This window comes from Streptomyces sp. RFCAC02 (genome assembly GCF_004193175.1).
Taxonomy (GTDB): Bacteria; Actinomycetota; Actinomycetes; order Streptomycetales; family Streptomycetaceae; genus Streptomyces.
The window spans coordinates 5,407,142-5,432,099 of the sequence record NZ_SAUH01000001.1 but is presented as its reverse complement, the minus strand read 5'-3'; the positions used below and the strand labels follow the sequence as shown (position 1 = coordinate 5,432,099).

At 76.5% G+C, this 24,958-nt stretch carries 24 protein-coding genes; 16 read left to right on the top strand and 8 right to left on the bottom strand.

What is annotated here, in order from left to right:
• Nucleotides 1-8: 8 nt before the first annotated feature.
• From EMA09_RS25150 to EMA09_RS25135, 5 genes are all read left to right on the top strand, one after another.
• A complete protein-coding gene (locus tag EMA09_RS25150) occupies nt 9-1,382 on the top strand; it encodes a cytochrome P450 (RefSeq protein ID WP_206305999.1) in 1,374 nt (457 codons plus the stop codon).
• Between the two features lie 113 nt (nt 1,383-1,495).
• Nucleotides 1,496-2,560, top strand: a complete 1,065-nt coding sequence (locus tag EMA09_RS28720; protein ID WP_129843248.1) for an ATP-binding cassette domain-containing protein — start codon at nt 1,496-1,498, stop codon at nt 2,558-2,560.
• Nucleotides 2,557-3,036, top strand: a complete 480-nt coding sequence (locus tag EMA09_RS29515; protein WP_346655856.1) for a hypothetical protein — start codon at nt 2,557-2,559, stop codon at nt 3,034-3,036. The genes EMA09_RS28720 and EMA09_RS29515 overlap by 4 nt, the downstream gene beginning before the upstream one ends.
• Nucleotides 3,037-3,077: 41 nt before the next feature.
• Nucleotides 3,078-3,515: a hypothetical protein gene (locus EMA09_RS29510; protein ID WP_346655855.1), complete on the top strand. Its 438-nt coding sequence runs from the start codon at nt 3,078-3,080 to the stop codon at nt 3,513-3,515.
• Between the two features lie 158 nt (nt 3,516-3,673).
• A complete protein-coding gene (locus EMA09_RS25135; RefSeq protein WP_129843247.1) occupies nt 3,674-4,423 on the top strand; it encodes a ZIP family zinc transporter in 750 nt (249 codons plus the stop codon).
• Between the two features lie 15 nt (nt 4,424-4,438).
• On the opposite strand, the gene EMA09_RS25130 is transcribed toward EMA09_RS25135, so the two are convergent.
• The 4 genes from EMA09_RS25130 to EMA09_RS25115 form a co-directional block, all read right to left on the bottom strand.
• Nucleotides 4,439-5,302, bottom strand: a complete 864-nt coding sequence (locus EMA09_RS25130; RefSeq protein WP_129843246.1) for a glycosyltransferase — start codon at nt 5,300-5,302, stop codon at nt 4,439-4,441.
• A gap of 112 nt (nt 5,303-5,414) precedes the next feature.
• Nucleotides 5,415-6,020, bottom strand: coding sequence for an HAD-IA family hydrolase (locus EMA09_RS25125; RefSeq protein WP_129843245.1), 606 nt, complete (start codon nt 6,018-6,020; stop codon nt 5,415-5,417).
• The gene (locus EMA09_RS25120; RefSeq protein WP_129843244.1) at nt 6,017-7,435 is read right to left on the bottom strand and encodes a pyridoxal-dependent decarboxylase; all 1,419 of its coding nucleotides are present in this window, start codon (nt 7,433-7,435) and stop codon (nt 6,017-6,019) included. The genes EMA09_RS25125 and EMA09_RS25120 overlap by 4 nt, the downstream gene beginning before the upstream one ends.
• Nucleotides 7,428-8,054, bottom strand: a complete 627-nt coding sequence (locus EMA09_RS25115; RefSeq protein WP_129843243.1) for an XRE family transcriptional regulator — start codon at nt 8,052-8,054, stop codon at nt 7,428-7,430. Before EMA09_RS25115 ends, EMA09_RS25120 begins: the two co-directional genes overlap by 8 nt.
• Before the next feature lie 118 nt (nt 8,055-8,172).
• On the opposite strand from EMA09_RS25115, the gene EMA09_RS25110 reads away from it, so the two are divergent.
• Nucleotides 8,173-9,216: a nitronate monooxygenase gene (locus EMA09_RS25110; protein WP_129843242.1), complete on the top strand. Its 1,044-nt coding sequence runs from the start codon at nt 8,173-8,175 to the stop codon at nt 9,214-9,216.
• On the opposite strand, the gene EMA09_RS25105 is transcribed toward EMA09_RS25110, so the two are convergent.
• Both EMA09_RS25105 and EMA09_RS25100 read right to left on the bottom strand, forming a co-directional pair.
• Nucleotides 9,200-11,011: a thiamine pyrophosphate-requiring protein gene (locus EMA09_RS25105; RefSeq protein ID WP_129843241.1), complete on the bottom strand. Its 1,812-nt coding sequence runs from the start codon at nt 11,009-11,011 to the stop codon at nt 9,200-9,202. The genes EMA09_RS25110 and EMA09_RS25105 overlap by 17 nt on opposite strands.
• A 47-nt stretch (nt 11,012-11,058) precedes the next feature.
• Complete coding sequence (locus EMA09_RS25100; protein WP_129843240.1) at nt 11,059-12,123, bottom strand: NAD-dependent epimerase/dehydratase family protein; 1,065 nt, start codon at nt 12,121-12,123, stop codon at nt 11,059-11,061.
• Nucleotides 12,124-12,302: 179 nt separating this feature from the next.
• On the opposite strand from EMA09_RS25100, the gene EMA09_RS25095 reads away from it, so the two are divergent.
• From EMA09_RS25095 to EMA09_RS25050, 10 genes are read left to right on the top strand one after another with little or no spacing between them, the layout of a single operon-like run.
• On the top strand, nt 12,303-13,307 hold the full coding sequence (locus tag EMA09_RS25095) for an NAD-dependent epimerase/dehydratase family protein (RefSeq protein WP_129843239.1): 1,005 nt from the start codon (nt 12,303-12,305) through the stop codon (nt 13,305-13,307).
• Between the two features lie 43 nt (nt 13,308-13,350).
• Entirely contained in the window at nt 13,351-15,000 is a 1,650-nt protein-coding gene (locus EMA09_RS25090) for a carbamoyltransferase C-terminal domain-containing protein (RefSeq protein ID WP_129843238.1), read from the top strand.
• Between the two features lie 21 nt (nt 15,001-15,021).
• A complete protein-coding gene (locus EMA09_RS25085) occupies nt 15,022-16,053 on the top strand; it encodes a glycosyltransferase (protein ID WP_129843237.1) in 1,032 nt (343 codons plus the stop codon).
• Nucleotides 16,046-16,729: an HAD-IIIA family hydrolase gene (locus tag EMA09_RS25080; RefSeq protein ID WP_129843236.1), complete on the top strand. Its 684-nt coding sequence runs from the start codon at nt 16,046-16,048 to the stop codon at nt 16,727-16,729. The genes EMA09_RS25085 and EMA09_RS25080 overlap by 8 nt, the downstream gene beginning before the upstream one ends.
• Nucleotides 16,726-17,814, top strand: coding sequence for a glycosyltransferase family 9 protein (locus EMA09_RS25075; protein WP_129843235.1), 1,089 nt, complete (start codon nt 16,726-16,728; stop codon nt 17,812-17,814). Before EMA09_RS25080 ends, EMA09_RS25075 begins: the two co-directional genes overlap by 4 nt.
• Nucleotides 17,811-18,776 (top strand): glycosyltransferase, encoded by a 966-nt coding sequence (locus EMA09_RS25070; RefSeq protein WP_129843234.1) that lies wholly within the window; start codon nt 17,811-17,813, stop codon nt 18,774-18,776. Before EMA09_RS25075 ends, EMA09_RS25070 begins: the two co-directional genes overlap by 4 nt.
• On the top strand, nt 18,776-20,053 hold the full coding sequence (locus EMA09_RS25065; protein ID WP_129843233.1) for a glycosyltransferase: 1,278 nt from the start codon (nt 18,776-18,778) through the stop codon (nt 20,051-20,053). The genes EMA09_RS25070 and EMA09_RS25065 overlap by 1 nt, the downstream gene beginning before the upstream one ends.
• Nucleotides 20,054-20,098: 45 nt before the next feature.
• On the top strand, nt 20,099-20,767 hold the full coding sequence (locus EMA09_RS25060) for an SIS domain-containing protein (RefSeq protein ID WP_129843232.1): 669 nt from the start codon (nt 20,099-20,101) through the stop codon (nt 20,765-20,767).
• The gene (rfaE2, locus tag EMA09_RS25055) at nt 20,764-22,197 is read left to right on the top strand and encodes a D-glycero-beta-D-manno-heptose 1-phosphate adenylyltransferase (protein ID WP_129843231.1); all 1,434 of its coding nucleotides are present in this window, start codon (nt 20,764-20,766) and stop codon (nt 22,195-22,197) included. Before EMA09_RS25060 ends, rfaE2 begins: the two co-directional genes overlap by 4 nt.
• On the top strand, nt 22,194-23,180 hold the full coding sequence (locus EMA09_RS25050) for a glycosyltransferase family 9 protein (protein WP_129843230.1): 987 nt from the start codon (nt 22,194-22,196) through the stop codon (nt 23,178-23,180). The genes rfaE2 and EMA09_RS25050 overlap by 4 nt, the downstream gene beginning before the upstream one ends.
• Here the strand turns inward: EMA09_RS25050 and EMA09_RS25045 are convergent.
• Nucleotides 23,168-24,088, bottom strand: coding sequence for a glycosyltransferase (locus tag EMA09_RS25045; RefSeq protein WP_129843229.1), 921 nt, complete (start codon nt 24,086-24,088; stop codon nt 23,168-23,170). The genes EMA09_RS25050 and EMA09_RS25045 overlap by 13 nt on opposite strands.
• Nucleotides 24,075-24,950 (bottom strand): glycosyltransferase, encoded by an 876-nt coding sequence (locus EMA09_RS25040; protein ID WP_129843228.1) that lies wholly within the window; start codon nt 24,948-24,950, stop codon nt 24,075-24,077. Before EMA09_RS25040 ends, EMA09_RS25045 begins: the two co-directional genes overlap by 14 nt.
• Nucleotides 24,951-24,958: the final 8 nt, after the last annotated feature.

The following is a 24,958-nucleotide window of genomic DNA, read 5'->3' as shown; positions in this document are numbered from 1 at the left end:
GGACGCCCGTGACTCCGCACTCCTTCGCCCTCCCGTCCACCGGCCCCACGCCCGTCGGCACCCTGCCCCGGGTGCGGGCGGCCGACCAGACGCGCCTGGTCGCGCGGCTGCTGCTGCCCGCGCTCGCCGAGGGCGTGATCCGGCGCCGCCCGCTGCCGATGGCCCTCGCGCAGCGCGCCCGCGCGGACCGGGGGGCGATCGACGAGCTGTGCCGCCTGCGCGAGCGGTACGGTCCGGGGCCGCTGCGTCTCACACCCGCCGGGCGCGACGTCGCCGTCGTGCTCGAACCGGACGACCTGGCGCGGATGCTGGCGGAGACGCCCGACCCGTTCACGCCCGCGGCGTGGGAGAAGCGGCGCGCGCTCGACCGCTTCCAGCCGCACGGCTCGCTGATCACGCGAGGGCCGCGCCGTGCCGCGCGTCGGGAGGTCAACGAGCGGGCGCTGCAGTGGCGGCGCCCGCTGCACGATCTCGCGCCGGCCGTCACCGCACGGGTCGCGGACGAGGCGGCCGGTGTCCTGCGCGCGGCGGACGGGTGCCTCACCTGGGACGGGTTCGCCGTCGGCTGGTGGCGGTCCGTGCGGCGCGTCGTGCTCGGCGACGGGGCGGCCGGCGACGACCTCCTCACGGACCGGCTGGCACGGCTCAGATCGGCGGGGAACTGGTCGTTCCTGATGCCGAGGCGTCACAGCGCCCGTGCCGCCTTCCTCGACCGGCTCGCCCCCGCCGTCGCGGCGGCCGGCCCCGACACACTGGCCGGACGGCTCCCCGAAGCGGCCGCGGAGGCCGGAGCGTCGGACACGGAGGCCGCGGGCCAGGTGCCGCACTGGCTGTTCGCGTTCGACGCCGCGGGGGCCGCGACGCTGCGGACGCTGGCCCTGCTGGCCGGGCACCCGGAAGCCGCCGAACGGGCGCGCGCCGAGGCCGCCGACGGCGACCCGGCGTCGCCACGGCCGCTGCCGTACCTCCGGGCGTGCGTGGAGGAGGCCGTACGCCTGTGGCCCACGACTCCCCTGCTGCTGCGCGAGAGCACCGGGGACACGGTGTGGCACGGCACCGTCGTGCCGGCCGGGACGGCGTTCGCGGCCTTCACGCCGTACTTCCACCGCGCCCGCCCTGCCGGACCCTACGGCGACGCGTTCGTGCCGGAGATCTGGCTGGACGGCCGGGCGGAACGCGACCCCGCCCTGGTCCCGTTCAGCGGCGGCCCCGGCGTGTGCCCGGGCGAGAACGTCGTCCTGCTGACCGCCACCGCCTGGCTCGCCGCGCTCATCGCCGACCGCGCGTACGCCGTCCTCTCCCCCGGCGCTCCGCGCGCGGACGCGCCGGTGCCGCCGACGATCGACCACTTCGGGCTGCGCCTGGCCGTCGGCCCGGCCTGAGACACCCGGCGCGACCAGCGGTTACACGCCTGGGACGAAACAGCGATCCGGCCGACCCCGGCGACTCCTAGAGTCGGTGTTTTCGCGCGTTCCCGGTTGCACGGAGTATGGACATGATCGAAGCGGTCGGCCTGACCAAGAGCTACGGCTCGAAGACGGCCGTGTACAACCTGTCGTTCCGGCTCCAGCCCGGCAAGGTGACCGGGTTCCTCGGCCCGAACGGCGCGGGGAAGTCCACCACCATGCGGATGATCCTCGGCCTGGACCGGCCGACCGCGGGCAGTGTGACGGTCGCAGGCCACCCGTTCCGCTCGCTGCCGAACGCGCCGCGCACCGTCGGGGCCCTGCTGGACGCCAACGCGAAGCACGGCGGACGCAGCGCCCGCGCGCACCTGACGTGCCTCGCCCGGCTCGCCGGCATACCGGACCGCCGGGTGGACGAGGTCCTGGCCATGGTCGGGCTGCAGAGCGTGGCGGACAAGCGGTCGAAGGGCTTCTCGCTCGGCATGGGCCAGCGCCTCGGCATCGCCGCCGCGCTGCTCGGCGACCCGCCGGTGCTGCTGTTCGACGAGCCGGTGAACGGCCTCGACCCGGAGGGCATCCTGTGGGTCCGCGGCCTGATGCGGGGGCTCGCGGCGCAGGGTCGGACGGTGTTCGTCTCCAGCCACCTGATGAGCGAGATGGCGCAGACGGCGGACCACCTGATCGTCATCGGGCGCGGGCAGCTCATGGCGGACCAGCCGGTGCGCGAGTTCATCGCGCACAACGCCTCGGACTTCGCCCGGGTGCGGGTCGCCGACGGTCTCGACCGGGAGCGCGAGGCCCTCACCGGGGCGCTGCGGGCGGCCGGCGCGCAGATCGTCGCCGAGCAGGACGGGGCGCTGCGCGTGACCGGGCTGCCGCTGCCGAGGATCAGCGACCTCGCGCACGACGCGGAGGCGCGGCTGTGGGAGCTGTCGCCGCACCACGCGTCGCTGGAGGAGGCGTACATGCGGATGACGCAGGGTGCGGTCGACTACCGGATGGCGGCGGGCGCCGGACCCCAGGGTCCGCCGGCGCAGCAGCCGCCCCACGGCGCCCCGCCGCAGGGACCGTACGCGCCGCCGTCCCCGCACGGCGCCCCGGCCGCCCCGTACGCCCCCACGCCCGCCGTTCCGAACACCCAGGATGTCCGATGAGCACGCCTCCCCCGATGCCCGCGTCGCAGCCGTACGCCCCCTCTCCCGCGCCGGGCGCGCCGTACCCCCCGCAGGCCGGTCCGCACGTGCCGCCGCAGCAGATGGCGCCCGGCTACGGGTCGCCGCTGCCTCAGCACACGGCGGGTTTCGGCGACGCCGTGCGGTCGGAGTGGACGAAGATCCGCACCGTGCGCTCCACTGTGTGGACGCTCGCCCTGCTGTTCATCCTGACCTTCGGCATCGGCCTGCTGTACGCGGCCACGCAGAGCGGTGACGACTACGTGGGGATGCCGCTGCTGTCCGGCGGCCTGTTCGGCCTGATCTTCGGGCAGTTGTGCGTGATCCCGCTGGGCGTGCTCGTCATCACCTCCGAGTACAGCACCGGGATGATCCGCACGACCCTGACCGCCTGCCCGAACCGGGGCCGCGTGCTGCTCGCGAAGACCGTGGTCTTCTTCGGCTGTCGTTCGTCCTGACGCTCGTCACGTGCGTCCTCACGGCGCTGGTGCAGAGTTCGATGCTCGGCGGACAGACCGTCCCCGAGTGGGGCGTGGACGAACTCATGGAGTCGTCCGTCGAGAACGGCGAGATCGTCGCGACCGGCGGGCACTGGATGGGCGCGACGGTGGGCGCGGCGCTGTTCGTGTCGCTGCTCGGTGTGCTGGGGCTCGCCGTCGGGACGATGCTGCGGCACTCGGCCGGCGCGATCACGACGATGTTCGGGGTCGTGCTGCTGCCGCTGGTGGTGAGCCTGTTCATGTTCGGCGAGAGCCTGCAGGACCTGCGCCAGACGCTGATCGACGTGTCGCTCGTCAACGGGCTCGCGCAGATGTTCCGCACCCCGATGGGCGACGACCAGACGGCGACCGGCTGGCCGTACCTGGCCGTACTCGCCGTCATCTCGGTCGGCGCGCTGGTGCTGGCCCACACGCGGTTCACGTCCACCGACGCCTGACGCCCGCCCGGCGGTCCGCCGCCGCCCGGCCGCGCTGACGGCCCGTGATGTCCGAGTCGCGTGCTACGACTGGGACACCGGGTAGACGTCGGTCGTACGGGCGGCGGAAGGAGCGGGACGATGCGTGCTGTGCTGGCGGAGGACGCCGGGGCGTACCCGTGAGCCCGGTGTTCGAGTCCGGACTGTGGGGGTTCGTGGCCGGAGCGGCCCTGCTCGTCGGCGCGGCCGTGGGCTACACGGTGCGGGTGCCGCGCCGGGTCGTGGCGGCGGTGATGGCGTTCGGCGCCGGCGTGCTGCTGTCGGCGGTCTCGTTCGAGCTGGTGGGCGAGGCGTACGACCAGGGCGGTCTCGTGCCGGCCGCCGTCGGTACGGTCTGCGGCGCCCTCGCCTACACCGGCGGGAACGTGTGGCTCGCCCGCCGCGGCGCGCGGCACCGCAAGCGGTCGGGCGGGCAGCAGCCGTCGGAGCGCGAGCACGAGGGGTCGGGCCTCGCCCTGGCCCTCGGGGCGCTGCTGGACGGGGTGCCCGAGTCGGCGGTGATCGGGGTGGGTCTCGCGGACGGCGGCGCGGTGAGCCTCGTGACGGTGGCCGCCGTGTTCATCAGCAATGTGCCCGAGGGGCTGTCCAGCTCCGCCGGCATGCGCCGCGCTGGCCGGCGGCCCGGCTACGTCTTCGGCGTGTGGGGCGCCATCGCGGCCGCGGGGACGGTGGCCGCCGTCCTCGGCTGCGCGGTCGTGGGCGGCGCGCCCGACGCGGTGGTGGCGGCCGTCACGGCGGTGGCGGCGGGCGCGATCCTCGCCATGGTCGCCGACACGATGATCCCCGAGGCCTTCGAGGACGCCCAACTGGCGATCGGGTTGATCACGGTGTGCGGCTTCCTGGTGTCCTTCACGCTCTCCCACCTCTGACGCGGCGCGGGCCGGTCAGCCGCCGAGTTCGCCGAGGACCCGGAGCTGCCGCACCAGCCGGGGCGGGACGGGCCTGCGGCGGCGTACGGCCTCGGGGAGGCGGCGCAGCAGGCCGGCGAGCGCCCGGGCGGCGGCACGGTTGTGCGTGGCCTGGGCGGCGAGCCCTCCGGTGCGGCGGGCGGCGTCCGCGAGGGGCAGGCGCATCCAGCGGACCAGGAGGTCGTTGCGCCGGTGCAGTGCCCAGCGCGCGGGGGCGAGGGGCCGGTGCCCGTCCGGGGCGTGCCGGGCGGTCACGGCGGGCACGTAGGCGGTGCCCCAGCCGGCGGCGGCCAGGTCGAGGGCGAGGAGGCTCTCCTCGCCGCCGAAGAACAGCAGGTCGTCGAAGCCGCCGGCGGCGATGAAGGCGTCGCGCCGCACGACGGCGGCGCAGGCGGGGAAGCCGAGGACGGCGGGTCCCGGCAGCTCCGGCGGCCGGCCGAGGGGTGCGGCGGCCATCTTGCGGGACACGTGGTCCGCGCCGTCGCCGATGAGGACGCGGGCGACGAGCAGCCCGAGGCCGGGGAAGCGGTCGAAGGTGCCGCCGGCCTCCCGGAGGGCGCCCGCCTCCCACCAGGAGTCGTCGTCGCTGAACGCCACGTACGGCGTACGGGCGAGGCGCACCCCGGTGTTGCGGGCGCACGCGCCGTGGTTGCGCCCCAGCCGGACGAGCCGGACGCCGGGGAAGGCGGCCGCTACGGCGTCGGGCGTGCCGTCGCGGGAGCCGTTGTCCACGACGATGACGGGCGGCCGCTCGGGCAGCGCGCCGAGCCGCCGCAGCGTGCGCAGGAGCTGGTCACGCCGGTCACGCGTGGCGATGACGACACTCACCCGGCTGTCCACCGCCTCACCTCCCGTCGTCCCACGGCGGCACCCGCACGCCCCCGGAGTTCCCGGCCCGCCCACGGCCAAACGGCCGGGGGCGGGCGGACGGGGTCCGCCGTCGCGCGTGACGTCACCGCAGGCGGGAGCGCAGGTCCCGGTCGAGGGTCTCCGCGCTGCGGAAACGGAGGGCGGTCCAGCCGGCGGCGCGCGCCGCGTCGGTGTTGGCGGCGCTGTCGTCGATGAACAGGATCTCGCCGGGACGGGCGCCGAGGTGTTTCCCGGCCGCGCCGAAGGCGGCCGGGGCGGGTTTCCGGTGGCCGAGGCGGTGGCTGAACAGCAGGTGGTCGAAACGGTCGAACATCGTGGGGTACAGCCGGAGCAGCACCTCCTGCTCCAGGGGGCCGTTGTTGGTGAGCAGCGCGAGAGTCCGGGAGCCGCGGTGGCGTTCGAGGGTATCCAGGACGGCTCGGTCGGGCCGGAAGGCGCTGCACCAGGCGGCGTCGAGGTCGTCGTCCGCGCCGGTGAACCCGGTGACGTCCCGGACGCGGTCCCGGATCTCCGCCGTGTCCGGGTACGTCCCCGTGTCGCAGTCGGCGCCGAACCCGGATCGCCACAGCAGCGCGTCGACGCGGTCCGCAGGGCGCGCGAGGACGTCGGCCAGGCGCCGCAGGCGATGGGCGTGGTCGAAGCGGAACAGCACGCCGCCGAGGTCGACGACCAGGCAGCGCGGACTCATGAGGTGATCTCCCGCGCCGCGGCCCGGATCTCGTCGAGCAGGACGGGGAGGTCCTCCGGCGTGGTCTCCGGGTGGAGTACGCAGGCGCGCAGCGCGGCGGCGCCCGAGATCCGCGTGCCGGTGAGGAACGCGTGCCCGCGGCGCTGCACGGCGGCCGGTAGCGCCTCGTTGAGCGCTTCCGCGCCCTCCGCGCCGAGGCCCGGGGGGCGGTGGCGGAAGGCGGTGATGGACGTGACCACCGGGGCGAGCAGCTCGAAGTCGTCGGCATCCTCGATCATCCCGGCCAGCGTCCGCGCCAGCCCGGTGGTGTGCCGTACCAGGCGGACGATGCCGGCCCGGCCGAGGTGGGCGATCGTGGCCCACACGCGCAGCGCACGGAACGGGCGGGTCTGTTCGGGGCCGTACTCGGAGAACCAGCCCAGCTCCCCGGCGTCCTCGTCGCGCAGGTACGGGGGGACCAGGCTGAAGGCGTCGCGCGGTCCCGCCGGTTCGCGGAAGAGGACGCAGCCCGCGTCGACGGGGACGCCGAGCCACTTGTGCGGGTCGAGGGCCAGCGAGTCGGCGCGCTCCATCCCGGCGTACGCGGGGGCGGCGTCGTCGGCGAGGACACCGAGCGCGCCGTAGGCGCCGTCGATGTGGAACCACAGTCCGTGCTCGCGGGCGATCCCGGCGATGTCGTCCAGGGGGTCGACCGCCCCGGTGTTGACCGTGCCCGCGCTGGCGGCGACGAGGAACGGGCGTATCCCGGCCCGCCGGTCGGCCTCGATCAGCCGGCGCAGTCCGCCGGTGTCCATGCGGCAGGACGGGTCGACCGGGACGGTGCGGAGGTACCGGGTGCCGAGGCCGAGGAGTTCCGCGGCCTTGCGCAGGCAGCTGTGCGCCTCGGCGGACGCGTAGAGGGCCATCGGGCGGTGCCCGTACAGGCCGGTCTCGCGCACGTCGTGGCCCTGGTCGCGGAACGCCCGCTGGCGGGCCGTGGCCAGGGCCGTGACGGTGGCCATGGAGGCCCCGCTGGTCAGCAGGCCGGCTCCGGGGCGGTGGGGGAACCCCACCAGTTCCGCGAGCCACCGTACGGCGGTGCGCTCCAGCAGGACGCCCGCGTGGTCCCCGCCGGCGCAGCTCGGGTTCATGGCCGCGGCCAGGGGGGCCACCAGGACGCCGGCGGGGGACGGCGGGGAGTTGACCCAGCCGAAGAACCGGGGGTGTCCGTTGCCCATGGGGTAGGGCAGCATCCGGTCGCGCACCTCGTCCAGCAGGTCCGCAAGCGGGCGGCCGTCGCGGGGCAGTGGCTGGCGGGTGAGCCACGCGCGGTCCGCCTCGGACACCGGGCGCCGCACCGGCCCGCCGGCCACGCCCGTCAGGTGTTCGGCGGCGAGGTCCGCGGCCGAACGGGCCGCTGTTCTCAGGTCACGCATCGTGCCCTCCCGGCGTGCGATGGAGCGGGGAATCGACCGCCGGGGCGAGCGTCATGGCCAGGTAGTAGACGCACGGGTCGGCGGATTCATTGGCGAAGGCATGCCGGCGGTCGCCGGGGAAACAGGCCGCGTCCCCGTCCCGGAGCCGGTGGGCGACACCCTCGACGGTCAGGCGCAGGCACCCCTGTTCCACCGCCACGTACTCGTGCGACCCGGGCGCGTGCGGGGAGAACTCTCCGGCGTCCACGCCCGGTCCGAGGGTGGTGCGCATGAACTCGAACTCGACGCCGGGCAGGACCGGGGAGAGGATCCGCCGCTCCCATCCGGCGGGGTCCCGTACCACCCGCTGCCGGTCCCCGGCCAGGACGACCACGCCGGGGCGCGCCGGTTCGTCCAGGAGCCGGGCGATCGAGGTGCCCAGGGCGGTCGCCAGGCGGTCGAGCACCAGGACGCTCGGCGTCTTCGTGCCGCGTTCCACCTCGGACACCATGCTCCGGCTCACGCCGCTCAGCTCGGCGAGCCGCTCAAGACTGATGCTCCGGGCGCGTCGCTCGCCCCGGATCCTGGCCCCCAGCCCGGCCATGGACAGACCGCTGGAGAACGTACCGGCGCCACTCATGCGCTCCACGATAGCGGAGCGCTTTCCGCTGTAGCGTCGGGAGGCCTGCCGGATGTGCAGCGGCCGGCCGCTGCATATCCTTGCCGCGTCACGCCGCCCGACCGCCCGGAGCCGTGCCATGCCCGGTGACCTGTCCGTCCTCGACACCGATCTGCCCGTGTGGGCCGCCCCGATGGCCGGCGGCCCCACCACCCCGGCCCTCGTCCGGGCCGCGGCCGACGCCGGAGGGCTCGGGTTCCTCGCCGGCGGGTACCTGACCGCCGCGGACCTCGCCGCCCGGATCGCCGCGGTCCGCGCGAGCGGCGTGCCGTTCGGCGTCAACCTCTTCGCCCCGAACCCCGTCCCCGTCGCACCGGACGCCTACCGCTCCTACGCCCGCGCGCTACGGCCCGAGGCGGAGCGTCACGGCGTGGCCCTGCCCGCCGACCCGCCCGAGGACGGGGACGACGCCTGGACGGACAAGCTCGGCCTCCTGCTGGCGGACCCCGTGCCCGTCGTCTCCTTCACGTTCGGTCTCCCCGGCGCGGACACCGTCCGGGCGCTCCAGGACGCGGGCAGCCTCGTCGCCCAGAGCGTCACCGGCCCCGGCGAGGCGCTCGCCGCCGCGGAGACCGGGGCGGACCTGCTGATCGTCCAGGCCGCGGCGGCCGGCGGCCACTCCGCCACCCTCACCCCCGGCCGGCCGCAGGCGCCGGTGCCCCTGCCCGACCTGGTCGCCGACGTACGACGCGCCGTCCCGCTGCCCGTGATCGCCGCCGGCGGCATCGCCACCCCGCAGGACACGGCGGCCGCGCTCCGTGCCGGAGCCCGCGCCGCCATGGTCGGCACCGTCCTGTTGCGCACCCACGAGAGCGGCGCGTCGGCACCCCACAAGGCGGCCGTCGCCGACCCGGCGTTCACGGAGACCACGCTGACCCGGGCCTTCACCGGCCGCCCCGCCCGTGCCCTGCGCAACCGCTTCACCGACACCTACGGGGCGCTCGCTCCGCTCGGCTATCCCGCTCTCCACCACCTCACCGGCCCGCTGCGCAGGGCGGCCACCGCCGCGGGCGACACCGCCGTGATCCACTTGTGGGCGGGTACGGGTCACCGCCGGGCCCGCGAGGAGCCGGCCGCCCGTACCCTCAGCCGCCTCGCCACGGCCGTCAGCGGTCGTGGGTGAACTTCGGTTCCCCGCCCGCCAGGTACTCCTGGAGCTTCGTCTTCACGCCGCGCGCGATGATCGCGCCGCGTTCCGGGTCGCCCTTCAGCAGCGCCTTCGCCGTGGACTCCATCTGCTCCCACGTCGCGGACGGCGGGATCGGCGGCACCGACGGGTCGGTCAGGAACTCGACGACCGCGGGGCGGTCCGCCGCCAGGGCCTCGCGCCACGCCTCCGTCACGTCCTCGGGCTTCTCCACCCGCACCCCGTGCAGGCCGATGGAGCGGGCGAACGCCGCCACCGACACGTCGGGAAGCTCCTGCGACGGCTGGAACTGCGGCGCGCCCGACATGGCCCGCATCTCCCAGGTGACCTGGTTCAGGTCGCGGTTGTTCCACACGCCGACGACGAGCCGCGGGTCCTGCCAGCGCTCGTGGTAGCGGGCCGCGGTGATCAGCTCGGCCATGCCGTTCATCTGCATCGCGCCGTCGCCCACCAGCGCCACGACGGGCCGGTCCGGGTGCGCGAACTTGGCACCGATCGCGTACGGCACGGCGCAGCCCATCGTGGCGAGCGTCCCCGACACCGAGCCGCGCATCGTGCCCCGCATCGTGATGTGGCGCGCGTACCAGTTGGTGACGGACGCCGAGTCGACGGCGAGGATCGTGTCGTCCGGCAGCAGCGGGTCGAGGGTGTGCGCGACGTACTGGGGGTTGATCGGGTCGGCGGACACCAGCTCGGCCTCGCGGGCCAGGACCTCCCACCACCGCAGGACGGACTTGCCGATCTTCTCGTGCCGCTCGGCCGCGCCCTGCTTCTCCTCGATGAGCGGCAGCAGGCCGCGCAGCGCGGCGCCCGCGTCCCCGACGAGGTTGACCTCGAACGGGTAGCGCATACCGATCATCCCCGGGTCCACGTCGATCTGGACGGCCCGCGCCTGTCCGAACTCCGGGAGGAACTGGGTGTAGGGGAAGCTCGTCCCGATGGCGATCAGCGTGTCGCAGTCACGCATCAGCTCGTAGCTCGGGCGCGTCCCGAGGAGCCCGATGCTCCCGGTGACGTACGGCAGCGTGTCGGGCAGCACGTCCTTGCCGAGGAGGGCCTTCGCGACGCCGCCGCCGGTGAGTTCCGCGAGCCGTTCCACCTCGGCGCGGGCGCCCGCCGCGCCCTGGCCGACGAGGATCGCGACCTTCTCGCCCGCGTTGACCACCTCGGCCGCCCGCCGCAGCGCGTCCTCGTCGGGGACGGTGCTCCACTCCTGGAGGCCGAGGCTGGACGGCACCATCTTGAACTCGTGCCCCGGCGCCTCGTAGGACAGGAGCTGCACGTCGGCGGGGACGACGAGGACGGCGGGGGCGCGGCGCGCGCGTGCGGTGCGCATCGCGCGGTCGAGGACGTTCGGCAACTGCTCGGGGACGTTGACCGTCTCCAGGAAGCACGCCACGTCCTTGAAGAGCGCGTGGAGGTCGACCTCCTGCTGGTAGGAGCCGCCCATCGCGCTGCGGTTGGTCTGCCCGACGACGGCCACCACCGGCACGTGGTCGAGCTTCGCGTCGTACAGGCCGTTCAGGAGGTGGATCGCGCCGGGTCCCGAGGTCGCGGCGCAGACGCCGACGCGGTCGGTGAACTTGGCGTACCCGACCGCCTGGAACGCGGCCATCTCCTCGTGCCGCGCCTGGACGAACCGGGGCCGGTCGTCGGCCCTTCCCCAGGCGGCGAGGAGTCCGTTGATGCCGTCGCCCGGGTAACCGAACACCACCTCGACGTCCCACTCACGGAGCCGGGCGAGGAGGTGGTCGGCGACTGTCTGGCTCATGGGGTGGAGTCATCCCTTTCCTGGGGTAGGTGCCGGATGGCGGGGTGTCAGGGTCGGCGGCCCACGCCGGTGGCCAGCTCCCGCAGCCGCCCGCCCGCGGGGAGCCTCGGGACCAGCGGCGGCGTACGGTGGCCCGCGCCGTCGCGCAGGGCCTCGACGAGTTCGAGCAGCGCGTCCTCGGCGCTGTACCGGGGGCGCCAGCCGAGGACGTCGGCCGCGCGGGAGCAGTCCATGACCGGCAGCCGCATGAACGCGTCGAAGAGCTGCGGCGACGCCGGTGTGAGGCGGGCGCGCCAGGCCGTGGCCAGGGCGGCCCGCAGCAGGGGGCGCGGCAGCCGCACCGGCCGGGCGTCGAACAGGCGGCCGAGCAGCTCCGCGTCGACGACGGGGTCGGCGGCCAGGTTGAACGCGCCGCGCACGGGCTCGGTGACGCCGAGCCGGAACGCCTCGGCCACGTCGCTCGTGCGCACGACCTGGAACCGCAGGCCGCGTACGTCGGGCATGACCGGGCTCAGCTCAGGACGCACCATCGGGCCGAAGAGCAGCGGGCCGATGAAGAGCCGCCGCTGCGCCGCCGCCGCGTGCCGCGAGAAGATGAAGCCTGGCCGCATCCGGACGACGCGCACCGACGGGTGCTCGTACTCGAACACGTCGAGCAGCCGCTCCACGTACGCCTTCTCGTGGCTGTAGGCGGCCTGCGGCCAGCCGTGCGTCGGCCAGTCCTCGCCGACGGCCCGGTCCTTCGGGCCCGGCGAGTACGCGGCGATGGACGACGAGTACAGCAGCGCGGGCACGCGGGCGGCGGCCACCGCGTTCAGGACGGCGGTGCTGCCGAGGGCGTTCGCCTGCCAGGTCATGAGCGGGTCGCGGGTGGGCTGGATCAGCCAGCCCAGGTGCACGACGGCGTCCGCGTCGCGGAAGTGCCGCGTGAGGTCCGCCTCGGCCCGCCCGCCGGCGCGCAGGTCGACCGAGGCCCAGGAGGTCTTGGCGACATGCCAGTCGGGGATGCGGCGGGCGAGACCGAGGACGGACGTGACGGCCGGTTCCCCGGCGAGGGCGCGGACCAGGGCGCTGCCGACATTGCCGGTCGCCCCCACCACCACGACGCGCATGGCTTCTCCTTCTCGTCGGAGCCGGGCCGAGAACCCTCCAGGTACCCGGACGGGTGAGCGCGACACACCGTTTGCCCCATTTTTCGACGGGTACTTGGAGCGGGTCGCCGGTCCGGGAACGAGTACGGACAGCCAGGAACGGTGACGCACGGCACGTCGCAGTGAGGGAGTGGCAGCACATGCGGTACCAGCACGCGGTCGTCACCGGCGGAGCCGGCTTCGTCGGGTCACATCTGTGCGCGGAACTGCTCGACCGCGGCACGGCCGTCACGTGCGTGGACGACCTGAGTACGGCCGATCCCCGCAACGTGACCCACCTGGAAGGCCGCCCGGGGTTCACGATGGTCGAGGCGGACGTGCGGGAGCCGTTCGACGTGACGCCGCAGGCCGACCTGGTGCTGCACTTCGCGTCTCCCGCCTCCCCCGCCGACTACCTGCGGCTGCCCGTCCACACGCTGGAGACCGGCAGCCTCGGCACACGCAACGCCCTCGCGCTCGCGCGGCGGCACGGCGCCAGGTTCGTGCTGGCATCCACCTCCGAGGTGTACGGCGACCCGCGCGAGCACCCGCAGCCGGAGACGTACTGGGGCCATGTGAACCCGGTCGGGCCGCGCAGCGTCTACGACGAGGCGAAACGGTTCGGCGAGGCGCTGACCATGGCCGAGGCGCAGGCGAACGGCACGGACGCCGGCATCGTGCGGTTGTTCAACACCTACGGGTCGCGGATGCGCGGGCACGACGGCCGGGCGGTCCCGACGTTCATCCGCCAGGCCCTCGCCGGCGAGCCGCTGACGGTGGCCGGCGACGGGCGGCAGACGCGCTCCCTCACCTATGTGGACGACACGGTGCGCGGTGTGCTGGCGATGGCCGGAGCGGCCGGGCTGCGCGGCCCGGTCAACATCGGCAACCCCGACGAGATCACCATGGTCGACCTCGCCAGGACCGTCATCCGGCTCGCCGGGTCGCGCTCCACCGTCCGGTACATCGAGCGGCCCGAGGACGACCCGACCGTGCGCTGCCCGGACATCGCGCTCGCCCGCGAACGGCTCGGCTGGGAGCCGCGCGTCCGCGCCGCCGAGGGGCTCGCGCGCACCATCGCCTGGTTCCGCGAGCAGGAGGCGGACGCCGCCGCGCCGGCCCGCGCTGACACCGCCGGGCGCGACGGCGTCCCGAAGGCCGCCTGACCCACGCCCCCCACCGCCCGCCCCGCCCGCTCCGGAGGCCACCATGCGCGTACTCGGTATCAACGCCCTCTTCCACGACCCGGCGGCGGCCCTCGTCGTGGACGGCAGGATCGTCGCCGCCGCCGAGGAGGAACGGTTCTCCCGCCGCAAGCACGGCAAGCGGCCGGTACCGTTCGCCGCCTGGGAGCTGCCCGAGCAGGCCGCCGCGTGGTGCCTCGGCCAGGCGGGGCTGCGGCCGGAGGACCTGGACGCGGTGACGTACTCCTTCGACCCCGCGCTCGCCCGGCCGGCGGACGCGATGGGCCTCGACGACCCGTGGGACGGGCTGCGCCTCACCTACGCGCGCGAGGCGCCGTCGTTCCTCGCCACCGCGCTCCCGGGGCTCGACCCGTCGCGGGTGCGGTTCGTGCCGCACCACATGGCGCACGCCGCGTCAGCGGTGTACGCGGCACCGGACGCGGAGCGGGCGTCCGTCCTCGTCCTCGACGGGCGCGGCGAGTCCGCGTCCCACCTCGCGGCCCGCCGGACCGGCGACGGCCTCGAACCACTGCGCGGCCAGGAACTCCCCGACTCCCTCGGGCTCGTGTACGAGGAGCTGACGGAGCACCTCGGCTTCCTCCGCTCCAGCGACGAGTACAAGGTCATGGCCATGGCGTCCTACGGCACCCCGCGCATGCTGCCCGAGCTGCGGAAGTACGTGCACTCGACGGGCGACGGCGGGTTCCGCGCCCATGGGGTGCCCTGGTCGGAGCTGTGCCCGAGGCTGCGCCCCGGCCAGGCGTGGACGCAGGAGCACGCCGACCTCGCCGCCGGCGCGCAGGCATGTCTTGAGGAGACGCTCCTCGACATGGTGCGCTGGCTGCACGGCCGCACCGGCGACGACGTCCTCGCGATGGCCGGCGGCGTGGCGCTCAACTGCGTCGCGAACTCCCGGATCGCCCGCGAGGGGCCGTTCCGGCACGTGTGGGTCCAGCCGGCGGCCGGCGACGCGGGAACGGCGCTCGGCGGCGCGCTGCTGCACGCGGCCGAGGCCGACACCGCGCCGGTCGCGCCGCAGGAGGGCGCCGACCTCGGGCGCGGCTGGTCGGACGCGGAGCTCGAGGCGTGGCTGAAGACGGCGGCCGTCCCGTTCGAACGGCCGCAGGACGTGGCCGCCGAGGTCGCGGGGGCGCTCGCGGAGAACGCCGTGGTGGCCTGGTTCCAGGGCCGCGCCGAGTACGGGCCGCGCGCCCTCGGGCACCGGTCGCTGCTGGCGCACCCCGGCCGTTCGGGGAACCTGGAGCGGCTCAACGACATCAAGGGCCGCGAGCAGTTCCGGCCGGTCGCGCCGATGGTGCTGGCCGAGCGGGCCGCCGACCTGTTCGAAGGGCCGCTGCCCAGCCCGTACATGCTGTTCGTGCACGACGTGCGGCCCGAGTGGCGCGACCGCATCCCGGCGGTCGTGCACGTGGACGGGACCGCGCGCATCCAGACCGTGTCGGCCGACCGCGAGCCGCTGGTGGCCCGGATGCTGACGCGCTTCGAGGAGCTGACCGGGCTGCCCGTGGTCGTCAACACGAGCCTCAACACGGCGGGCCGTCCCATGGTGGACGACCCCAGGGACGCGCTGGAGTGCTTCGGGTCGGCCCCGGTCGACCTGCTGGCGATCGGCCCGTTCGTCGTGCGCCGCGCCGGTCTGTACGCGCGGCGCTGAGCCGGAGGAGGAGAGAGAACCGTGAGCGTACCGGCGTCCGCCGCATTCGCCGTCGTCGTCCCGACCGTGGGCCGGCCGAGCCTCAACCTGCTGCTCGCCACCCTCGCCGCCGGCACCGGGCCGAGACCCGAGCGGATCGTGCTGGTGGACGACCGGCCGCCGCACGACCCGACGCCGCTGCCCGCCGTCGTGCCGGACGCGCTGCGCGACCGCGTCGAGGTGGTGCCGGGGCGCGGCGCGGGACCGGCGGCGGCGCGGAACACGGGCTGGCGCGCCACGGACACGCCGTGGGTGGTGTTCCTCGACGACGATGTGGTGCCGGGGCCGGGGTGGGCGCCGGCGCTGGTCCGCGACCTGACGCACGCCGCGCCCGACACGGCCGGCGTGCAGGCGCGGATCACCGTGCCGCTGCCCGCCGACCGGCGCCCCACGGACTGGGAGCGCACCACGGCCGGGCTCGCGACGGCGCAGTGGATCACCGCCGACATGGCGTACCGCAGGGCGGCGCTGGCCGATGTGGGGGGCTTCGACGAACGGTTCCCCCGCGCGTTCCGCGAGGACGCCGACCTGGCGCTGCGGGTGCGCGACGCGGGCTGGTCCCTCACCATCGGGGAGCGCCGCACGACGCACCCGGTGCGCCCGGCGGACGACTGGGTGTCGGTGCGCACGCAGGCGGGCAACGCCGACGACGTCCTCATGAACCGGCTGCACGGCCCCGGCTGGTGGGCGCGCGCGGGCGCGCCGCGCGGGCGGCTGCCCCGGCATGTCGCGGTGACGGCGGCGGGGCTGCTGGCCACCGCGTCGGCGGCCCGGCGCAGGCCGTGGGCGGCGCTCGGCTGGGGCGCTGTGTGGCTCGCGGGCACGGCGGAGTTCGCCGCCGCGCGGATCCTGCCGGGGCCGAGGACGCGGGACGAGGTACGCCGGATGGCGGTGACGAGTGTCCTGATCCCGCCGGTGGCCACCGCACATTGGCTCAGAGCGGTCGTTCGCTACCGAGTGCGTCCAAAACCGTTTGATCCTGCGAATTCGGGCAACTCACTCGTTCATGACTGATCGACCGTGGCTCCTGCCGCAGCGACCGACCGGGGAGGCCCCCGCGCGGTCCGGGCGGGATGCCCTGCCGGCGTGGTGTCCCGAGGCGGTGCTGTTCGACCGCGACGGGACGCTCGTCGAGGACGTGCCGTACAACGCCGATCCCGCGCTGGTGCGGCCCCTCCCGGGCGCGCGCGAGGCGCTGGACGCGCTGCGGGCGCGCGGTGTCGCGCTGGGCGTCGTGACGAACCAGTCGGGCGTGGCGCGCGGCCTGTTCGGCCGGCCGGGCGTCGAGGCGGTGCGGCGGCGCGTCGAGGAGCTGCTCGGGCCGTTCGCGGTGTGGGCGGTGTGCCCGCACGGCCCCGACGACGGCTGCGGCTGCCGCAAGCCGGCGCCCGGTCTCGTCGTGGCGGCGTGCGCGCGGCTCGGCGTCCGGCCCGGGCGTACGGCGGTCGTCGGCGACATCGGCGCCGACATGGCGGCCGCCGGGGCCGCCGGGGCGCGCGGCGTCCTGGTGCCGACGCCGGTCACGCGGCGGGCCGAGATCGCGGCCGCCGCCCTGGTCGCACCCGATCTGCCGGCCGCCGTGGCGCTGCTGCTGCGGCCGGGCGGGGGACCGCCGTCCGCGGACACCGGCCAGGGCGGGGACGGCCGGGCCGCGGACGGCCCGGGACGGCGGAAGGAGTGCCGGCTGTGAGCGAGGCCAGGACACCGACCGCGCGCGACGGCGGCGCGGCGCCCCGCACGCTGGTCGTGCGGCTCGACAGCGCCGGCGACGTCCTGCTCGCCGGCCCCGCGATCCGCGCCGTCGCGGCCGGATCGTCGTCGACCGCGCTGCTGTGCGGCCCGCGCGGCGAGGCGGCCGGGCGGCTGCTGCCGGGCGTGGACGACCTGCTCGTGTACGACGCCCCGTGGGTGGGCCTCTCCCCGGCCGAGCCGGACCGCGCCGACCTGCTGGCGCTGGTGGACCGGCTGGCCGCCGGCCGCTTCGACCGCGCGCTGGTGCTCGCCTCGTACCACCAGAGCCCGCTGCCGATCGCGCTGCTGCTGAAGATGGCGGGCGTGCCGTGGATCGGGGCTGACAGCGAGCACTACCCGGGTTCGCTCCTGCAACTGCGGCACCGCCGCGCGCCGTACCGGCACGAGGCCGCCGCCGCCCTGGAACTCGCCGAGGCGGCCGGATTCGCGCTCCCGCCCGGCGACGGCGGGGCGCTGGCGGTCCGCGGCTGCCCCGACATGACGCACCTGACCGGGACCGACCCCTACCTCGTCGTCCATCCCGGCGCGGCCGTCCCCGCCCGCACCTGGACGCCGGACCGCGCGCGGCGCGCGGTGGCGGCCCTCGCGGACGCCGGGCACCGGGTCGTGGTGACCGGCGGGCCGGACGAGGCGTCGCTGACGGCCCGTGTGGCCGGGCGGCACGCGCTCGACCTCGGCGGCCGCACCGGCCTGCCGGAACTGGCCGGCGTACTGGCGGGCGCACGCGCCGTCGTCGTCGGCAACACGGGACCCGCCCACCTGGCCGCGGCCGTCGGCACCCCCATCGTCAGCCTGTTCGCGCCGGTCGTGAGCCCGGACCGGTGGCTGCCCTACCGCGTCCCGCACCTGCGGCTCGGCCGGCAGGACAGCCCGTGCGCCGACAGCAGGGCGCGCCTGTGCCCGGTCGCGGGCCATCCCTGTCTCGACTCCATCACGGACCGGGAGGTGCTGGCCGCCGTCACGGCGCTGACGGGCGGCGGACACCGGCACGACGCCCCGGCCGGCCCGAAGGCGGTGGCATGAACATCCTCCTGTGGCACGTGCACGGATCCTGGACGACGGCGTTCGTCCAGGGCACCCACTCCTACCTGGTCCCGGTGCTGCCGGACCGGGGCCCGGACGGGCTGGGGCGGGCGCGGACGTTCCCCTGGCCCGAGTCGGTCAGGGAGGTCCCGCCCGAGGAGCTGCGGGACGCGCCGGTCGACCTGGTCGTGCTGCAGCGGCCCCACGAGCTCGACCTCGCCGAGCGCTGGCTCGGCGGCCGGCGCCCGGGCCGCGACGTGCCGGCCGTCTACCTGGAGCACAACGCGCCGCACGGCGACGTGCCCGACACGCGGCACCCGTTCGCCGACCGCGACGACCTGACGCTCGTGCACGTCACGCACTTCAACCGCCTCTTCTGGGACGCGGGCCGCACCCGCACCACCGTCATCGAGCACGGCGTCGTCGACCCTGGGCACCGCTGGACCGGCGAGCTGGAGCGCTGCGCCGTCGTCGTGAACGAGCCGCTGCGCCGGGGCCGCACGACCGGGACCGACCTCCTGCCCGGCCTGTCGGGGGCCGCGCCGCTCGACGTGTTCGGCATGCGGACGGAGGGACTCGCCGAGGCGCTGGGCGTGCCGTGGGCGCGCTGCCGCTCGTACGACCTGCCGCAGGCGAAGCTGCACCAGGAGATCGCGCGGCGGCGGGTGTACGTGCACCCGGTGCGCTGGACGTCCCTCGGTCTCTCGCTCGTGGAGGCGATGCACCTCGGCATGCCGGTCGTCGCGCTCGCCACCACGGAGGCGGTGGACGCCGTGCCGCCCGAGGCCGGTGTCCTCTCCACGCGCCCCGAGGTGCTCCAGCGGGCGGCGGCCCGATTCCTCGGGGACATGGACGCGGCGGCCGAGGCGGGCCGCGCGGCGCGGCACGCGGCGCTCGAGCGCTACGGGCTGAAGCGCTTCCTGGACGACTGGGACCTGCTGATGGAGGAGGTGATCCGCTGATGAGGCCGACGATGAGGCCGGCGCCGGGGCCGCGCGCCACCGGCGGGCTCGGCATCGCCCTCGTCTCCGAGCACGCCAGTCCGCTGGCGGCCCTCGGCGGGGAGGACGCCGGCGGGCAGAACGTGCACGTCGCGCAGCTCGCCGCGGAACTGGCCGGGCGCGGCCACGACGTGACGGTCTACACCCGGCGCGACTCCACGGACCTGCCGCTGACGGTGCGCACGGGACCCGGTGTGACGGTGCGGCACGTCCCGGCCGGGCCGCCGGAGCAGGTCCCGAAGGACGGGCTGCTGCCGTTCATGGCGCAGTTCGGCGCGTTCCTTGAGCGGGAGTGGTCGCAGGCGCCGCCCGACGTGGCGCACTCGCACTTCTGGATGTCGGGCGTCGCGACGCTGCAGGCCGCCGGGTCCCTCGGCATCCCGTTCGCGCACACGTTCCACGCGCTGGGCACGGTGAAGCGGCGACACCAGGGCGCCGCGGACACGAGCCCGGCCGACCGGATCACCTGGGAGCGGTACGTCGGGCTGAGCGCCGACCGGACGGTGGCGACCTGCCGCGACGAGGTGGCGGAGCTGACCGCGATGGGCCTTCCCGCGTCCCGGATCAGCGTGGTGCCGTGCGGCGTGGATCCGGAACGGTTCACGCCCGTCGGTCCGGCCGAGCCGCGCGGGCGGTTCCGGCACCGCGTCCTGCAGATCGGGCGTCTCGTGCCGCGCAAGGGCGCCGAGCTGTCGATCGCGGCCCTGGCCCGGTTGCCCGACACGGAGCTGGTCATCGCCGGCGGCCCGCCGCCGGCGGCGCTTGACCGCGACCCGGAGGTGCGGCGGCTGCGCGCGGTGGCGCGGGCGCACGGCGTGGGCGACCGGGTGCGGTTCACCGGCGGCGTGTCGCGCGACGAGGTGCCGGTGCTGCTGCGCGGCGCCGATCTCGTGCTGTGCCCCGCGGACTACGAGCCGTTCGGGATCGTGCCGCTGGAGGCCATGGCGTGCGGGGTGCCGGTGGTCGCGAGCGCGGTCGGCGGGCAGCGCGACACCGTCGCCGACCCGGCGACCGGGCGGCTCGTGCCGCCGGGCGAGCCGATGGCGCTGGCCGAGGCGGCCGGCGCGCTGCTCGCCGACCCGCGGGAGCGGGCGGCGCGCGGTGCGGCCGGGCGGCGGCGGGTCCTCACCCGCTTCCGCTGGGCGGCGGTCGCCGCGGCGACCGAGGAGGTGTACCGGCAGCTCGACGCGGGCCGCCGTCGGAGCCCGAGCCCGGCCCCGGTCAGCGGTACGGCCTGACCCGTCCCGTCAACGCAGGCTTTCAGGACACCAGGAGGGAACACCATGCACGCACCGCGCAGCGCGCAGCGGCACTGCCAGTCGCTGCAGGACGCGCTTCTGGGCTTCCGGGACGACGGGGACGGTCTGCCGCGGGCCGTCTCCTGGGGCCGGCACCTCGCGTCCGCCCTGTCGGCGGGCGGGCGGCTCCTCGCCGCCGGCAACGGCGGATCCGCGGCGCAGGCCCAGCACCTGACGGCGGAGCTGGTGGGCCGGTACGCGGCCGACCGCCGGCCGTTCTCGGCGATCTCGCTGCACGCGGAGACCTCGGCGCTGACGGCGATCGGCAACGACTACGGTTTCGACGACGTGTTCGCGCGCCAGGTCGCCGCCCACGGCAGGCCGGGCGACGTGCTGGTCCTGATGTCCACGTCGGGCCGCAGCGACAACCTGCTGAGCGCGGCCACGGCGGCGCGCGAGGCGGGCGTACGGGTGTGGGCCATGACCGGCCCGGTGCCGAACCCGCTGGCCGCGCAGGCGGACTCCGTCCTCAGCGTGGACTCGCCGAGCACCGCGACCGTGCAGGAGACGCATCTCGTGGCGCTGCACGTGGTGTGCGAGGCGTTCGACGAGGCGCTGTCCGAGGCGCCGGCCGAGGCGCGGGCGGCGAGCCCGGAGGCGCCGGACGCGCCGCCGGCGCCCGCCGTGCTGACGACCCGGCGGGACGCGGCGTGAGCGCGCGCGGCCCGCTCGTCGTCGTGGGCGACGTGCTGCTGGACGAGGACGTGACGGGCGAGGCGACGCGGCTCGCGCCGGACGCGCCGGTGCCGGTCGTCGAGGTCGGCGCGGAACGCCGCCGCCCCGGCGGGGCGGGGCTGGCCGCCCTGCTCGCGGCGCGCGACGGGCGGGAGGTCGTCCTCGTCACGGCCCTGGGCGCCGACCCGGCGAGCGAGGCGGTCCGCGCGATGCTGGCGCCGCACGTCCGCCTGGTGGAGCTTCCGCTGGCCGGCACGCTGCCGGTCAAGTCCCGGGTGCTGGCGGACGGCCGTCCGCTGGTCCGGATGGACCGGGGCGGCGGCACGGCCGGGCCGCCGGGTCCGGCCGTGCGCGCCGCGCTCGCCGGCGCGGGCGCCGTCCTGGTGGCCGACTACGGCCGGGGCGCGGCGGACGCGGTGCGGGACGCGCTGGCGGACGCCGCGCGGCGCGTGCCCCTCGTGTGGGACCCGCATCCGCGCGGGCGCGGCCCGGTCCCGCACGCGCGGCTCGTCACGCCGAACGAGCACGAGGCGCGCCGGTTCGTGCGCGAGCACTGCCCGCGCGCCCCCGGGGCCGCCCTGGACGACGGTGACGGCACGCTGGGCGGGCACGCCCTGCGCGGCGCGCTGCTCGCCGAGCGGTGGCGGGCCGCGTCGGTCGCCGTGACGCTGGGCGAGCGCGGCGCGGTCCTCCTGCACGCCGACTCCGACGAGCCCCAGTACGTGCCGGTCGCCGCGGCGGGCGAGTGCGACCCCTGCGGCGCCGGCGACTGCTTCGCCGCGACCGCGGCGATCGCGCTGGCCGACGGCGGGCTGCCGTCCGAGGCCGTGGGCCGCGCGGTGGCGGCCGCCGCCGCCTTCGTGGCGGGCGGCGGCGTGGCGGGGCTCGCGGACCAGGGCGGCGCGCCCCGGCCGGGCGCCCTGGCGCCGGGCGGCGGGGTGCCGCGCGACCTGGCGGGCATCCGCGCGCTGATCCAGGAGGTGCGGGCGCGCGGCGGGACGGTCGTCGCGGCCGGCGGCTGCTTCGACCTGCTGCACGCGGGCCACGTCCAGTTCCTGGAGAACGCGCGCCGCACCGGGGACTGCCTGGTGGTGTGCGTGAACTCCGACGCGTCCGTGCGCCGCCTGAAGGGTCCGGGGCGTCCGCTGAACCCGGCCGCCGACCGCGTCCGGGTGCTGGGCGGCCTCGGCTGCGTTGACGCGGTCGCCGAGTTCGGCGAGGACACGCCGGAGGCGCTGCTGCGGGAGCTGCGTCCCGACGTCTGGGTCAAGGGCGGCGACTACCGCGTCAGCGATCTGCCGGAGGCCGCCGCGCTGCGCGAGTGGGGCGGGCAGACGCTCGTCCTGCCGTACCTGGACGGCCGCTCCACCACGGAACTCGCCCGCCGCGCGGCCCGTACCGGCCGGTGAGCGTCCCCTCCCCCGCCGGGCCGCCCACGGTCGTCGCGCTGCGGGCGCTCGGGCTCGGCGACCTGCTGACGGCCGTCCCCGCGCTGCGCGGGCTGCGGCGCGCGTACCCCGGGCACCGGCTGCTGCTGGCCGCGCCGGAGGCGCTGCGGCCCGCGGTGGCGGCGACGGGGGCGGTGGACGGTCTGCTGCCGGTGGCGGCGCCGGGCCGTGCTGTCCCTCCGCGCGTGCCCTGGACTGGCGCGCCTCCGGCGTGCGCCGTCGATCTGCACGGGTGCGGCCCGGAGAGCGCCGCTCCACTGCGGGCGCTGCGCCCGCGCCGGCTGCTGGCGTACGCGGCGGCGGACGGCCCCGCCTGGCACGAGACCGAGCACGAACGGGCGCGCTGGTGCCGCCTGCTGGTCCACCACGGCATCCCGGCGGACCCCGATGACCTGCGGATCGCGCCGCCGCCCGTGCCGTCGCCGGCGCCCGGTGCCGTCGTCCTGCACCCCGGCGCGGACGCCGGCGCGCGGCGGTGGCCGGCGGAACGGTTCGCCGCCGTCGGCCGCGACCTGCGCGCCGCCGGGCGCACCGTGGTCGTCACGGGCGGTCCGTCCGAACGGGCGCTGGCCCACCGCGTGGCGGACGCGGCGGGGCTGCCGGCGACGGCCGTGCTCGCGGGCGTGCCGTTCCCGACGCTCATGGCGCTGGTCGCGGGGGCGCGGGCCGTCGTCGTGGGCGACACGGGCATCGCGCACCTCGCGACGGCCCTCGGCACGCCGTCCGTCGTCCTGTTCGGCCCGGTCTCCCCCGCGCTGTGGGGGCCGCCCGGCCTGCCGCGCCACCGCGTGCTGTGGCACCCCGGCGCGGGGCCGGTCACCGCGCGCCCCGGGGACGCCCACGGCGCGGAACCGGACCCGCGGCTGCTGCGGATCACGCCCCCCGAGGTCATGGCCGCCCTCGACGCGCTGGACGCGGCGGCGGCCGGGCGTCAGCCGACGTAGCGGCGTGCCCGGGAGGTCCGCTGCGTCTCCTCCAGCAGGCGCAGCCGCTCCTCCACCTCGCCGGGGACGGCCCTGCGCTCCAGCAGGACCCACGGCAGGCCCGCCACGGCCCGCAGCACCGCGAGGGCGGAGGTGCGGTCGTGCGGGACGGTCCGCAGCAGGTGCGCCGTACGGCGCAGGACGGCGCCGGGCGGGCGGCGGAGCCACGTGTACCAGAGCGTGTTGCGGATGCCGTCCGCGCGGCGGCGCGTGGGGTCGCGCAGCGCGGACGGCTCGTGGTGCACGCGCAGGTCCTCGGCGTAGACGAGCCACCACCCGGCCGTCATGAGGTCGGCGGCGAGCAGTTCCTCCTCCCCGCCGAGCCACAGGCGGGGCGAGAAGCCGCCGGCGGCGCGGAACGCGTCCGTACGGACGACGGTCGCGCCGGCGAGGAACGAGCCGAGGGCCGGCCCCGGCAGGTGGTCGGGCCGGGGCAGCGGCGAGGTGCGCAGCTCCTCCACGATGGGGTCGTCGGTGCCGCCCGGCTCCACGATGATGCGGGCCGTGACCGTGGCGACGGTGGGGTGGGACTCCAGCAGGTCGGCGGCGGCGCGCAGGGACCCGGGCTCCCACCAGGTGTCGTCGTCGCAGAAGGCCGTGTACGGGGTGGTGACCTCGCGCAGCGCGAGGTTGCGGCCGACCGCACCGAGGTTGGCGCCCGGGGTGAGGACGCGCACCTCCGGGTGGGCCTCGGCGGCGGCCCGCGCGCTGCCGTCCGACGAGCCGTTGTCCACGACGATGACGCGCGGGCGCTCCGGCAGCGCGGTGAGGCGGCCGAGGGTGCGCAGGAGTTCGTCGCGGCGGTTGTGGGTGATCAGGACGACGGTGACGCGCGGGTCGTGCCCGGGCGGCGGGTCAGGACGTGGCATGGGTGCGCTCCAGCAGGCGGACGTCGGCCTCCACGTCGGGCGGCAGGGGCCGCCGGGCGCGCCAGGCGGCGGGGAGGCGGGGCATGACCTGGCCGAGGGCGGCGCGCGCGGCGGGGTCGGTGGGCGCCTCGCGCACCAGGTCCCAGGTGTCGCGCAGGGCGACGGGCAGCGGGCGGCGCAGCCAGGTGGTGAGGTTCTGCGCGCGGCGGACCGTGGCGCGGCGCTCGGGCCTCGGGTCGTCGGCGGGCTCGTGGACGGCGGTGACCTCCGGCGCGTAGGTGACGAGCCACCCGGCGACGGTGATGTCGTACGCGAGGAGGGTCTCCTCGCCGCCGATGAACAGCAGCGGGTGGTAGCCGCCGGCCGCGAGGTAGGCGGTGCGGCGGGCGATGGCCGCGCAGCCGAGGAAGCCGAGGACCGGGGGGCCCGGGAGTCCCGCGGGTCCGGTGAGAGGGGAGGCGGCGAGGGCGGAGTTGACCGGGTCGGGGGTGCGTTCGGCGCCGACGACGGTGCGGGCGGCGAGGAGACCGATGCGCGGGTCGGCGTCCAGCAGGCGTACGGCCTCGGCGAGGGCGCCGGGCTCCCACCAGGAGTCGTCGTCGGAGAACGCCACGTAGGGCCGGTGCACGGCGCGGACCCCGGCGTTGCGGGCGAGGGGGCCGACGTTCGCGGACAGCGGGAGCAGCCCGACGCCGGGGAAGCGGTCGGCGACCATGGCGCGCGTGCCGTCGGTCGAGGCGTTGTCCACCACCAGGACCTCGGGCCGCTCGGGCAGGGCGGTGAGCCGCTCCAGCGTGCGGGCGAGCCGGGCGGAACGGTTGTGGGTCGCGATCACGACGGCGATCGGCGGGTCGTGCGGCACGGCGGCCG